Annotated in this window: 13 protein-coding genes and 1 tRNA gene; 2 read left to right on the forward strand and 12 right to left on the reverse strand. The window is 73.6% G+C overall.

Annotated elements, in window-relative coordinates; genetic code table 11:
• Positions 1-2: 2 nt before the first annotated feature.
• From AC067A_RS12000 to AC067A_RS12045, 10 genes are all read right to left on the reverse strand, one after another.
• Positions 3-548: a SigE family RNA polymerase sigma factor gene (locus tag AC067A_RS12000; RefSeq protein ID WP_478618070.1), complete on the reverse strand. Its 546-nt coding sequence runs from the start codon at positions 546-548 to the stop codon at positions 3-5.
• A gap of 276 nt (positions 549-824) precedes the next feature.
• Entirely contained in the window at positions 825-2,066 is a 1,242-nt protein-coding gene (locus tag AC067A_RS12005; protein WP_478618073.1) for a DUF1906 domain-containing protein, read from the reverse strand.
• A gap of 52 nt (positions 2,067-2,118) precedes the next feature.
• Positions 2,119-3,285, reverse strand: coding sequence for a lipid-transfer protein (locus tag AC067A_RS12010; RefSeq protein WP_478618075.1), 1,167 nt, complete (start codon positions 3,283-3,285; stop codon positions 2,119-2,121).
• On the reverse strand, positions 3,282-3,665 hold the full coding sequence (locus AC067A_RS12015; RefSeq protein WP_478618078.1) for a MaoC family dehydratase: 384 nt from the start codon (positions 3,663-3,665) through the stop codon (positions 3,282-3,284). The genes AC067A_RS12010 and AC067A_RS12015 overlap by 4 nt, the downstream gene beginning before the upstream one ends.
• On the reverse strand, positions 3,662-4,825 hold the full coding sequence (locus AC067A_RS12020; RefSeq protein ID WP_478618081.1) for an acyl-CoA dehydrogenase family protein: 1,164 nt from the start codon (positions 4,823-4,825) through the stop codon (positions 3,662-3,664). Before AC067A_RS12020 ends, AC067A_RS12015 begins: the two co-directional genes overlap by 4 nt.
• A 1-nt stretch (position 4,826) precedes the next feature.
• Positions 4,827-5,765, reverse strand: coding sequence for a bifunctional MaoC family dehydratase N-terminal/OB-fold nucleic acid binding domain-containing protein (locus AC067A_RS12025; protein WP_478618083.1), 939 nt, complete (start codon positions 5,763-5,765; stop codon positions 4,827-4,829).
• Entirely contained in the window at positions 5,762-6,973 is a 1,212-nt protein-coding gene (locus tag AC067A_RS12030; protein ID WP_478618086.1) for an acyl-CoA dehydrogenase family protein, read from the reverse strand. The genes AC067A_RS12025 and AC067A_RS12030 overlap by 4 nt, the downstream gene beginning before the upstream one ends.
• 215 nt (positions 6,974-7,188) lie before the next feature.
• The gene (locus AC067A_RS12035; protein ID WP_399522280.1) at positions 7,189-7,494 is read right to left on the reverse strand and encodes a hypothetical protein; all 306 of its coding nucleotides are present in this window, start codon (positions 7,492-7,494) and stop codon (positions 7,189-7,191) included.
• 449 nt (positions 7,495-7,943) lie between these two features.
• Positions 7,944-8,465, reverse strand: coding sequence for an O-acetyl-ADP-ribose deacetylase (locus tag AC067A_RS12040; RefSeq protein WP_478618091.1), 522 nt, complete (start codon positions 8,463-8,465; stop codon positions 7,944-7,946).
• Positions 8,466-8,634: 169 nt separating this feature from the next.
• A complete protein-coding gene (locus AC067A_RS12045) occupies positions 8,635-8,838 on the reverse strand; it encodes an antitoxin (RefSeq protein ID WP_478618094.1) in 204 nt (67 codons plus the stop codon).
• A 225-nt stretch (positions 8,839-9,063) separates the two neighbouring features.
• On the opposite strand from AC067A_RS12045, the gene AC067A_RS12050 reads away from it, so the two are divergent.
• Complete coding sequence (locus AC067A_RS12050; protein ID WP_478618097.1) at positions 9,064-9,828, forward strand: tetratricopeptide repeat protein; 765 nt, start codon at positions 9,064-9,066, stop codon at positions 9,826-9,828.
• An 89-nt stretch (positions 9,829-9,917) separates the two neighbouring features.
• Here the strand turns inward: AC067A_RS12050 and AC067A_RS12055 are convergent, their stop codons facing one another.
• Positions 9,918-10,436, reverse strand: a complete 519-nt coding sequence (locus AC067A_RS12055) for a hypothetical protein (RefSeq protein WP_478618100.1) — start codon at positions 10,434-10,436, stop codon at positions 9,918-9,920.
• Positions 10,437-11,086: 650 nt separating this feature from the next.
• Between AC067A_RS12055 and AC067A_RS12060 the strand changes: the two genes are divergently transcribed.
• On the forward strand, positions 11,087-12,418 hold the full coding sequence (locus AC067A_RS12060; RefSeq protein WP_478618102.1) for a hypothetical protein: 1,332 nt from the start codon (positions 11,087-11,089) through the stop codon (positions 12,416-12,418).
• Positions 12,419-12,497: 79 nt separating this feature from the next.
• On the opposite strand, the gene AC067A_RS12065 is transcribed toward AC067A_RS12060, so the two are convergent.
• Positions 12,498-12,584: transfer RNA gene (locus AC067A_RS12065), tRNA-Ser, on the reverse strand.
• Between the last annotated feature and the right edge of the window lie 114 nt (positions 12,585-12,698).

Here is a 12,698-nt window from a genome sequence, read left to right on the forward strand (position 1 = left end):
CGCTACCGTACGGGGGTCAGCTCCGGGTCCTCCCGGAGCTTGCCGAGCGCCCTGGACACCGCGCTCTTGACCGTGCCGACCGACACCCCGAGCACCTCCGCGGTCTGCGCCTCGCTCAGGTCCTCGTAGTACCGCAGGACCACCATCTGCCGCTGCCGCTCCGGCAGCTTCGACACCGCGCGCCACATCGCGTCGTGCAGCACCTGCCGCTCGGCCGGGTCCGGCTCCGGGAGACCGGTCGGCTCCGGCAGCTCCTCGCAGGCGAACTCGTCGACCTTGCGCTTGCGCCACTGCGACGTCCGGGTGTTCAGCAGCGCCCGCCGGACGTAACCGTCCAGCGCGCGGTGGTCCTCGATGCGCTCCCACGCCACGAAGGTCTTGGCGAGCGCGGTCTGGAGCAGGTCCTCGGCGTCCGAGGGGTTGGCGGTCAGCGACCGCGCGGTGCGCAGCAGCACGGGCCCGCGCGCCCGGACGTACGAGGAGAAGGTCGAGTACGACGCGTACTGCGAGGCACCGGCGCAGACGGGGCCAGAAGGTGGCGGAGTCATGGCTCCACGCTAGGAGGGGACCCGCCCCCGGCGGATCGGCCCCAGGTCCCGAACCGCGGTCCGCCTCAGGTTGTAGGGGCGGCGACGGCTCCACCTCCTCTGGGTGGAGGACCCCCACCCCCACCTCAGGGTCGAACCCCATCAGCGGAGGGGGAGCGGGGGCGGGCCGGGGGGCGGACGGGGCCGGGCCGGGGTGGAGCGCTGGGCCGGTGGCGGGGCGCTGGACCGGGGTGGAGCGCTGGGCCGGGGGCGGGCCGGGTCACGGCCGGGTCGTGGTCAGGGGGTTCCGGGCGGCTCCGGGCGGGTGGCCGCGACGGCGGTGCGAGCGCCGCTGCCGGTCGTGACGCGGGCGACCGGTGCGTCGAGCACGCTGCGGTCGATCATGAGGCGGCGACCGCCGTGCGACTCGGCGACGTCACCCGCGTACTGGTGGATCCGGGCATGCGGCATCCAGGCCTGCGGGTGCAGCGAGGACTCGGTGTACAGCGACGGTTGGCCCCGCCAGCGCGCGAACCACATCACCGACGGCAGGTCCTTGGTACCCGCCTTCCGCTGCGCCTCGATGTCCCGCATCCCCGAGTCGGCGCTGCTGTAGAAGCCGGGGACGTAGCCGAGGCGCCGCACCTCCCGGTTCCAGGCGCGGACGAAGCTGAGCGTGGTCGCGGCACAGCGCGCGTCACCGCGCCGGTAGGCCTCGATGTCGAGGTAGAGCGGGCTGCTCGTCCCGATCCCCAGGGCCTGCGCCGCCCGCACCGCCTCGCCCGCCTCCCGGGTGCCCTGCCCCCAGGGGGTCGCGCCGATGGCGTACGGCCGCTTGGCGGGCGCGACGACGCACGGCGCCTGGGAGCCGACGAAGAGGGGCAGCAGTCGCCAGCCCATGTCGTGGACCGAGGCGACCCAGGCCCGGTTGAGCTCCCGCTGTTCGGGACACCCCCGGCCCCGGCCCCCGAAGTAGACCCCGACGGCCCCGTACGACGAGCTGCGCCACGCCTTCATCACCGCGAGGGACGGCGCCTCACAGGTGTCGAAGGCCTTGCCCACGTAGTACGCGGGCGCGGGAGCCGGCGCTTCGGCGGGAGCCCGAGCCTCGGCGGGAGCGGGCGCTTCGGCGGGCGCGGGAGCCGGCGCTTCGGCGGGAGCCCGAGCCTCGGCGGGAGCGGGCGCGGGTGCCGGAGCCGTGCTCGGCCGCGCCCCCGCCACGGCCGGCGCCGGGGCCGTCAGGAGCGCCGCCCCTGCCACCGCCCCCGTCAGGACGGCCACCACGGCCCGCACGCCGGGGCCGCGACGCGACGCGGCCGGGGGGCGGTTCGGCCGCCCGTCGAGTACGGCGTCGGAGGCGGGCACGGCGGGTTCGGATGCGGTGGCGGGTACGCCGACGCCGGGCGCGGCAGCCGCGGTGGCCGCCCTGATGGGGGCGGTGGGTGCGGCCACCACGGGTACGCCGGTGGCGGGTGCGGGTGCGGGTGTGGGGGGCGCGTCGGTGGGGGGTGGCGTGGGGGGACGGGATCCTGTGCTCATGGCGCGAGTGAAGAACCGCGCGCGCCGCCCGGCCACCGCTGGGCCCGTCGCCTCAGCCGTCCGTGCCCAGGATCAACCCGGACGTGGGAACCCCGGTGCCCGCGGTGACCAGGGTCCGGGCCGCGCCGGGTATCTGGTTGACCGAGGTGCCACGGAGCTGGCGTACCGCTTCCGCTATGCCGTTCATGCCGTGGAGGTAGGCCTCGCCGAGCTGGCCGCCGTGGGTGTTGATCGGGAGCGCGTCGGCCGCGACGAAGTCGGCCGCCTCCCCGGGCCCGCAGAAGCCGAACTCCTCCAGCTGCATCAGCACGAACGGGGTGAAGTGGTCGTAGAGGATGCCCACGTCGATGTCGGTCGGGGCGAGCCCGGACGTCCGCCACAGCTGCCGGGCGACCACCCCCATCTCCGGCAGCCCCGTCAGCTCGTCCCGGTAGAAGCTGGTCATGGCCTCCTGCTTGCGTCCGGCGCCCTGCGCCGCCGCCAGGATCACGGCGGGCGGCCTGCGCAGGTCACGGGCGCGCTCGGCGGAGGTGACGACGATCGCCTGGCCGCCGTCGGTCTCCTGACAGCAGTCGAGGAGCCGGAGGGGCTCGACGATCCAGCGCGAGGCGGCGTGGTCGGCGAGGGTGATGGGCTTTCCGTGGAAGTACGCGGCGGGGTTGCGGGCCGCGTGCCGCCGGTCGGTGACGGCGACGTGGCCGAAGGCGTCCGGCGTCAGGCCGTAGGCGTGGAGGTACCGCTGGGCGGCCATCGCGACCCAGGAGGCGGGGGTGAGCAGCCCGAAGGGCAGCTGCCAGCCGAGGGCGGCGCCTTCGGCCGAGGGCTCGCGCTGCTGGACACCGGAGCCGAAGCGGCGACCGGAGCGCTCGTTGAACGCCCGGTAGCAGACGACGACGTCGGCGACGCCGGCCGCGACGGCGAGCGCGGCCTGCTGCACGGTGGCGCAGGCGGCCCCGCCGCCGTAGTGGACGCGGGAGAAGAACGACAGCTCGCCGATGCCGGCCGCCTGGGCGACGGTGATCTCCGGGTTGGTGTCCATGGTGAAGGTGACCAGGCCGTCGACGTCGGCGGGGGTGAGCCCGGCGTCGTCGAGGGCCGCCCGCACCGCCTCGACGGCGAGGGAGAGTTCGCTGCGGCCGGAGTCCTTGGAGAACTCGGTCGCGCCGATGCCGACGACGGCCGCCCGGCCGCCCAGTTCGTCCCGGGTGCGCAGGCTCATCGCCCGACCTCCACGGTGACCGTCCCCGTGACGTGGTGCCCCAGCCCGTTCGCCCCGACGACCCTGACGCCGACCGTCCTCCCGTCCACCTCGGTCACCGTGCCGGTGAGGACCATCGTGTCCCCGGGGTGGTTGGGTGCGCCGAGCCGGATGGCGACCTTCCGGAGGACGGACGTGGGGCCGAAGTGGTCGGTGACGTAGCGGCCGACGAGCCCGTTGGTGGTGAGGATGTTCATGAAGATGTCCGGGGACCCCTTCTCCCGGGCCAGCTCGGCGTCGTGGTGCACGTCCTGGTAGTCGCGCGAGGCGACGGCCCCGGCGACGATCAGGGTGCGGGTGATCGGGATCCGCAGCGGCGGCAACTCGTCCCCGGGCCTCATGACGGGTCTCCCTTCGCGAGGAGGTCGCCGAGTTCGGCGAGGAGTTCGGTGCCGCAGCCCAGGTAGGCGTCGAGCTGCCGGCCCCACAGGAAGTGGCGGTGGACGGGGTGGTCGAGGTCCGCACCCATGCCTCCGTGCAGGTGCTGCCCGGCGTGCACGACCCTCTTCCCCGCCTCGGAGGCCCACCAGGCGGCCGTCAGGGCCGCCGCCTCGGCGTCCAGGCCCTCGTCGAACCGCCACGCGGCCTCGTAGGCCGTGACCCGGATGGCCTCGGTGTCCATATGGGCGTCCGCCGCCCGCAGTTGCACCGCCTGGTGCGTGGCGAGCGGCCGTCCGAACTGCTCCCGCACCGAGGTGTACGCGACGGCCCTGGCCAGCGACCCGGCGCACACCCCGGCCTGGAGACCGGCGAAGGCGATCCGCGCGGCCGCGAGCACCTCCGCGTACGCCGCACCCGGCCCGGAGACCGCACCCGGCCCGGAGACCGCACCCGGCCCGGAGGCCGCATCCGGCCCGGAGACCGCGCCCGGATTGGAGGCCGCGCCCGGTGCGAAGAGCGCGCCCGCACCGGAGGCCGCCCCGGGTCCGGGGTCTCCGAGCCGCTCGGCGGGTGTCCCCGCGAGGACGAGCCGCCCGGCGGACCAGGGCGCGGTGAGCTCCACCGCCTCGACCCCGGCCGCGTCCTCGGTGCGGACGAGCCACAGGGCCCGGTCCTCGTCCGGGACGAGGACGTGGGTGGCGTCCCTGAGCCACGGCACCCACTCCACGGTCCCGCTGAGGAGCCCGTCCCGCGCGGCGACCGTGCCGGACGCCGGGAAGGCTCCCGTCACCACCGTCGTGCCGTCGCGGAGGCCGGGGAGGAGGCGGGCGCGCTGCTCCCCGGTGCCGTGGCGGGTGACGGCGAGGAGTCCGTACACGCCGGTCGCCGCGAAGGGGACCTGGGCGGTGACGCGGCCCTGTTCCTCCAGGAGGAGGACGAGGCCGAGGAGGCCGGTGTCCTCGACGGCGCCGGGGAGCCCGGCCGCGCAGAGCGCCTTCCAGAGTTCGGCGTCGGTGCCGGTGCCGGCGGCCCTGAGCCGCTCGTGGGTGGCGAGGTCGCCGAAGATCCGGGCGGCGAGCTCCCGGGCCGCCTCCTGCTCCTCGGTGGGGGTGAAGTCCATGTCAGTCCTCCCCTCCCGCGCGGAAGACGGGAAGCTCGAGCTCCTCGTCGGCCCGCAGGAACTCCAGCCGCACCGGCATCCCGATCCGCACCTTGTCGTACGGGACTCCCACCACGTTGCTGATCATCCGCACGCCCTCGGCGAGTTCGATCAGCCCCACCGCGTACGGGGGGTCGAAGGCCGGGAAGGACGGGTGGTGCACGACCACGTACGAGAAGACCGTCCCGGCGCCGCTCGCCTCGACCGCGTCCCACTCACCGGAGCCGCAGTCGGCGCACCCCGGCAGCCAGGGGAAGCGCAGGGCCGCGCAGGCGCCGCAGCGCTGGATGAGCAGCTTGTGCGCGGCAACCCCTTCCCAGAACCCGGCGTTGTCCCGGTTGACGACGGGTCGCGGGCGCCTCGCCGGCGGCCGCCCGGCCGCGGGCCCGGTCGCGGAGGGCCGGGCGGCGGGCGCGTACTTGAGGATGCGGAAGCGGTGGGTGCCGGCGAGGGTGCCACCGGTCCGCACGTCCATCCGGGTCGTCACGAAGTGCCCCGTGCCGAGTCTGGTGGTCTTGCGCGGCGAGACCGACTCGATGACGGCGTCGAAGGTGATCTCGTCGCCCGGCCGCAGGGGCCGCAGGTACTCCTGCTCGCAGTCCGTCGCGACCACCGACGTGTATCCGGCGCCGTCGAGGAGGGCGAACAGCTCCTCGTACGCCCCGGAGCGGTCGGTGTGCCCGGACAGGCCGCCCATCGTCCACGCCTGGAGCATGGTCGGCGGGGCGACCGCGTCGGGTCCGCGGTAGGCGGGGTGGGTGTCCCCCATGGCCTCGCACCAGTGCCGGATCATGGGCTGGTTGACCGGGTCCTTGCCGGTGCCGCCGGTGGCGGCCGGCCGGCCCTCGTAGGCGGCGAGCAGCTCGTACAGCCCGTCCGTCGTCGGTTCGGTGCCGCTCATCGCCGTCCCCTCCCCTTCATGCCGAGCCGCATCCTCGCGACGATCTCGCGCTGCACCTCGCTCACCCCGCCCCCGAAGGTGTTGATCTGCGCGGCGCGGTTCATGCGCTCCAGCTCACCGCCGTCGAACTCCCCCGGCGATCCCGCTCGCACCGTGCCCGCCCCGCCCGCGATCTCCTGACATATTCGATACACCTCCACCGCCGATTCGGTTCCCGCGAACTTCACTCCGCCGGCGTCCCCCGGGGCGAGTCGGCCGGCCCCCACGTCCCCCACCAAACGCCAGTTCAGCAGGCGTGTCGCCGCCAGCCGGGCGTGCGCCTCGGCGGCCCGGATCCGGACCCACGGCTCGTCAGCACGGCGCTTGCCCGTCACCGGATCGGGGGTACGTGCCCGGTCGAGCACGGCCTCGAAGAAGTCCTCGGCCTGCATGCCGATCGCGGCGAGCGCGACCCGCTCGTGGTTGAGCTGGCTGGTGATGAGCCCCCAGCCGCCGTGCTCGGGACCGACGAGGTTCCCCGCCGGGACCCGGATCCCGTCGTAGTACGTCGCGGTCGTCGTCAGGCCGCCCACGGTCGCGATCGGGGTCCAGGAGAAGCCGGGGGCGTCGGTGGGGACGAGCACGATGGAGATGCCCTTGTGCGGGGGCGCGTCGGGATCGGTGCGGCAGGCGAGCCAGATCCAGTCGGCGTTCTGCGCGTTGGAGGTGAAGACCTTCTGCCCGTCGATCACCCAGGAGCCGTCGTCGCCGGGACGTCCGCCCGGGGTGCTCCCCGCCGGCCCGGCCGGGTCCCGCACGGCCCGGGTGCGCAGGGAGGCGAGGTCCGTGCCCGCCTCCGGCTCGCTGTACCCGATGGCGAAGACGGTCTCGCCGCGCAGGATCCGGGGCAGGAAGCAGGCCTTCTGCTCCTCGGTCCCGTACGCCATCAGCGTGGGTCCGACGGTGTTGAGGGTGACCATCGAGACGGGGGCGCCCGCGCGGTACGCCTCGTCGAAGAAGACGAACTGCTCGTCGGGGCCCCGCCCCTGTCCGCCGTACTCCTCGGGCCAGCCCAGGCCCAGCAGCCCGTCGGCGCCGATGCGGCGGAGCAGTCGGCGCTGTGCGCCGCTGTCGTCCGCGGGAGGTGGGCCGTCGGGCATCAGCTCCCGGAAGTACGCGCGGAGTTCGGCGCGCAGCCGCAGCTGCCGCTCGGTCGGGGCGAGGTGCACGGCGACGGCCTCCCGTGGGACGACTGAGATTTCTGACTGTCCGTCAGATTCAGGACGCCTGTCAAGGTCGCCGACGCCCGCAGCCTCCTCCGGCCGCCCCGGAACCCGGTGCACGACAGCGCGACGGCCCGCACGCCGGTACCGAAGTACCGCCGTGCGGGCCGTGGTTCACACCGCGGTCATGCCCCCCGTCGGGCCGGCTCCCGTGCTGCCGGTCACCACCACGGGAGGAAGTTGACCACGTTGTTCGACTGGGCGATGTGCGTGAAGGCGGAGCCGTTCACACTCGCGGTGTTGTTCTGGTTGGAGGCACCGGAACCGGTCGCCACCTGCTGCGTGGTGGTGGAGTTGCCGTGGTTGTTCCCGCCCACGCCACTGCCGATGATCGTGGCGACGCTCGTGTTCGATCCGTCGTCCGCGAATCCGCCGTTGTCGGCCTGGGCCACCCCCGTGAAGAGCGCGGCGGCGAGGGGCAGGGCGGCGGCAGCGGCGAGGATGCGGGCGGTACGGATGCTTGCCATGTGTGTTCCTCCGGGAACTGAAACGAGTGCTGGTGCACGGAGCTGCTCTGAACTGATCTGAAGTACGGCCATCACCCGGGCGGTCGGCCCACCGCCCCGGTCGTTTCGTGCTCGACGTCGCGAACCCAGAGTTGCCCACCGAATCCCCGGCGAACCACCCCGGAGCGGCCGATTCCCCCTCAAGCGTGAGGACAAGCCGATAAACCCCGGCGCTCCGGGGAAAGCCGCAGCTCACCGCCGTACAGAGGGTTCGTGACAGCCACTACCGGTACGCCACAAGAGAGGAAGCGTTCCGGCACCTTTTGCGCCAACCTGCCCCTCGGCCGAACACCACGGCGCGTCTCCCCCGGAAGAAGACCGAGCACGCTCGCGAGTCCGGAAGAGACGTTCGACCGCCGACGGCGATCAGCTCTTCCGTCCCTCCCGTCCCCTCCCGTCCCCTCCCGTCCCTACCGGGCGGAGTCCCCCGCCGCCGCCTCGAAAGCCGCGTACGCGGACGCGTCGAACAGCACGAACCGCACCTCCTCCACCTCGGTACGGGCCGCCCGTACCGTCTCGACGGCGATGCGGGCGCCGTCGTCCATCGGCCAGCCGTAGATGCCCGTGGAGATCGCCGGGAACGCGACGGTACGGTCCCCCAGCTCGTCCGCCACGCGCAGGGACTCCCGATAACAGGAGGCCAGCAGCTCCGAGCGGTCCTCGTCCCGCGACCAGACCGGCCCGACCGTGTGGATCACATGGCGGGCGGGCAGCCGCCCCGCCGTCGTCGCCACGGCCCGGCCCGTCGGCAGCCCCTTGCCGTAATGCGAGCGCCGCAGGTCCTGACAGGCCGCGAGGATCTCCGGACCGCCCTTCCGGTGGATGGCGCCGTCGACCCCGCCGCCGCCGAGCAGCGACGAGTTCGCGGCGTTGACCACCGCGTCCGCGGCCTCCGCGGTGATGTCCCCCTGGACGAGCACGATGCGCACCACGACGGGCCCCTTCCTCCGATCGTCTCCCACCGGATTCAAGCCCCCGCGTACGCCCCCTGCCAGACCTTTTCGTCCGGCGCACCACGCGGCACGGTCCGCGAAGCACCGCAGGGGCGCCCCGGGAGGAACCCCGGGACACCCCTGCGGTGACGATGGTCGCGAACCAGCCCTACTGCTGAGGCGGCCTGTCCTGGCTCTGCCCCGGCTCCGTCCCGCCCATCTGCCGCTTGAGCTTCTCCTGGGCGGTGTCGACGTGGCTGCTGTACTTGCCCTGGGTCTTCCGGTCGACGTAGTCGCCGCCCTTGTCGATGCCCTGGGACGCCTTGTCCTCGTGACCCTTCAGCATTCCCTTGAGCTTGTCCATCATGGACATCCTGGCCTCCTAGCGGCCTCCTAGCGCGGTTCCAGCCCCTCAAGCATCAGGGCACCCCACGCAAACCGCATCCGCAGAGCCGCGCCGTTCGTATGCTCCGGCCATGACGTTCTCTCGGCCTCACGGCGGGCACGAAGCCGGTCTGCAGACGATGGAAGCGTCAGCCCAGACCAGGGCGCACTACGAGGCGGGACGCCACGCCGAGGCCGAAGCCGGGCGCGGGCCGTGGCCGAAGCCCAGGCACGGCCGCACGACGAACCCCTCGCACCGATGGCGTGGGGCATCGTCGGCCTCGCGGAAATCGCCCAGGGCCGCCTCACCGAGGCGCTCGCCACCTTCGACGCGGTGCTGCCCGACCACGAAAAGCTCTTCGGCGCCGCGCACCCGATGACCCTGAAGCTCCGGACCGACCGCGCCCAGACGCTGAGCGGGCTCGGCCGGCACGACGCATGCGAAGCCGAGTGCGCGGCCGTCACGCGGACCGCGGCCCTCGAAGACGAGACGCCGGAGATGCGGTTCGTCCTGATCGGCGCCCTGCACGGACGGATCGCGGCCCTCAACGCACTGGGCGACTACGCGACGGCCGGGACACTGGCACGTGACTTCCTCGCCACCTACCACGAACCGGACCGGTTCACCCTGATCGCACGCCTCTCGCCGGCCGCCGGCCTCAATGCCCTGGGCCGCCACGAGGAAGCCCTCGCCGAGGCGGCGCGCGCCGACGAGGTCCACCGCCGCCTGCCCCCGGGGCACCGCGGCCCCGAGACCGGGGCCCCCGACCTGGCCGCGGCCACCGCCCTCCACGGCCTCGGCCACCACGCCAAGGCCCGCGCCCTGGCCACCACCGCCCACGACGCCTGCCTGACCGCCTTCGGCCCGGACAACATCCGCACCACCCAGGCCCGGGCCCTGCCCGACCGCCTCGACCGCGCCGACGGCACCGACGGCACCGACAGCACCGACAGCACCGACGGCATCAACAGCACCTGAGCGGACGCCTCGCGCCCGGCCCGCCAGCGCGAACGCGGAGGGCGGACCCCGACTCCCGGGACCCGCCCTCCCACCTGCCGCTTCGCCCGTCAGACGGGTGCCTCGGTGCGGCAGCACCCGTAACGGCCGGTCATGTCGTACTCGTGGCCGACCATGATCCCGCGCGCACAGGCGGGGCACACGGCGGAGTTCACGGGATTGACCCGCATGACGTAGACGTCCTCCAGCCTGAGCACCGCGTCCACCTGCTCCTTGCCGTGCTCCGCGATGCCCTGCTGGACGAACTCGAACGCCCCGTAGACGGCACCGCATTCGCACTCGATCCGGTTGGAGTACGACTGGCCCATGCCCTCGACCCGCAACTCGGTCTCGATCCTGCCCAACTCCTCGCTCGAGACGGGCTCAAGACCCCGCTCCTCGACCCTCTTGGGCGTCCAGTACCAGGACTTGACCGCCGCCGCCTGTTCCGGAGCGAGGTAGAACGTCGCGGACCTGCCGTGCCGCAGCGCGTCCTGCACGGCGGCGACGACCGTGCTGTCGTCGGCCGAGATCACGGCCCTTCCCCCGCCGACGACAGCTTCGACGGAGTCGAGCGAGAAGCCCACCATGACGCGTACCTCCAACAAGGCCGGAAGGGGGACAGGGCTCTCCGACCGCCGGAAGGAACCCCGGCCGAAGCCCCGAACACGTACGCGCGGGCGGAACCCCACGCCTGCTGCGATCGTCACCCACCCCCCGGCCCCCCGCCAGCCGGCACCTCCGACCGGGCGCACCGGTCCCCCCGCCAGGCGGCACCTCCGGCCGGGTGCACAGGTCCCCCCGCCAGGCGGCGTGCCGGCCCCCACCCGCCCGGGCCCACCTGGGACGGAGCGGGCCGGAGCGAGCCGGAGGAGTACCGGCCGCGGGGCGACGGCCGCTTTACCACCTCTCCGGACCGGGAAACCCCCCGTCCGGGGCCGTCGGCGGCCACCGCACGGAAGGATGCATACGTACGGGCTGCCGACGGTGGAAGCGGCGTCACGCGTACGAGTGGGTGTCGGGGCGCCGCGGCCCGGCTCCGCGGCAGCCGCCCCGTGGGGACGCGCGCCTCCGGATCCCGTCGGGCGGGGAAGCGAAATGCCCGGCCCAGAAGGCGTTTCCGGCCCTCAATGGATCAGCGCTGTGTGCGTGTCTAACCCCAAGGCGACGCCTAAATTGTTCAGAATGTCACCTACTGCCCCAGTTGAAACCACGAGGTTTCGTCGCCTAGGAGCGTGTCATGCAGATTCGCAGGTGGCTCCCGGACCAGCCCACTCTCATCGGCCGTCACGACTGGCCGGACGAGGACGGCAAGGGGACACATCTGCGGCTCCGGGCCGGCTCCATCGTCGTGCTGGACCGGCGGGCGTGGCGGGTCCTGGAGATCACCGGTTACCCCGACAGCTCATGGCCGAAATCCTACGAGAAGGCGTGGCGCGACCACGTGGAGCTGTGGTGGCACGCCAACGAACTGCGGCGGGCCGAGAACCAGGCGTTCAAACCGGCCCCCGATCGCGCCGAGTTCTACAGGCGGCCGGTGGTCCTCGTGCTGCGCGACGAGAACCTGCCCCGGTCGGCGGTGAAGCACTGGTGCGCCCCCGCCAGCATGGACTGGCAGGTCCTCCCCGAGCACTACGCCGTCTGCCGGGCCTGCGGCGAACTGCCGCCCTGCCACCACGGGGAGTACCGACCGGAGGGCGGCCCCCGGCGTCCGGAGCAGAGCGGCGGCATCCCGCTCATCGTGCCGGAGGGCTGCTGCATGGGGTGCGCCGAGCAGATCAAGCCCCGCATGCGGACCGTACGTTTCCCCGGCCCCAACCTCTGGTACCCGGACCTCGGCGACGACACCGCGGTCTTCCACTCCCGCTCCTCCTGCGAGGACCAGGTGGAGTACTACCGCGCGCAGTGGCAGAGCGAGTACCCCCAGCCCGTCGCGCACCCGACCACTCCGGCGTTCCCGGGCTTCGACCACCTGGCCCTGCCCCGGGCCCGCCAGTCCCTGCCCCCCGCCCCCACCCCCCAGCACGGAAAGGGCCCGGCCCCGGTCCCCCAGCACGACCAGACCCAGGTCCCCCAGCACGTACAGGGCGCGACCCCCCAGCACGGCCAGGGTGCGCTCCCCCAGCACGGCCAGGCTCACTTCGCGGCCCCCCAGCACGCCCAGGACCACTTCACCGCCCCGCAGCACGGCCAAGACCACTTCACGGCCCCCCAACACAGCCAGGACCACTTCACGGCCCCGCACATCCGGGAGGAGGCGCGCACCTCCCTGGCCACCGGCTCCGGCGCCTTCTCGCCGTCCTTCGGCGGCTACCGGACGGAGCCCGAGCCGTACCCCTCCACCCCTCCGCCTCCCCCTCAGAGCACGGCGCCCGCGCCCGCGGCCCCTCCCGTGGCCACCGGGGAGGCCGGCCTCGCCGTCCGGGCCGCGGAGGAGCTGCGCCGCTCCCTCACGGACCGCCCGGTCTTCCACAACGCGGAGCAGGCGGCCCGGGTGATCGAGGAACTCACCGCGGCGGTCCGCAACATCGCCCTCTGCCTGAACGACCCCCAGGCCCGCAACCACCCCTGAACCCACCCGCGCCCCTCCCCCGGCACCGGGAACGCCGACGGCCCCTGACCGTTCCATCCGGTCAGGGGCCGTTCACCTGCGGTGGGTGTGGGATTTGAACCCACGGTGACATCGCTGCCACGACGGTTTTCAAGACCGTTCCCTTAGGCCGCTCGGGCAACCCACCTCGCCCCGCCTCGCCTGCTGCGGAGCGGCTACAGCCTACCGGCTGGGTGCGGCTGCGGATGTACTGACTTTCGGGGGGCGGGAGGGGTCCCGGGGGCCAGGGAGACCGGGTGGG

The sequence above is a fragment of the Streptomyces sp. NPDC043176 genome, from assembly GCF_056436715.1.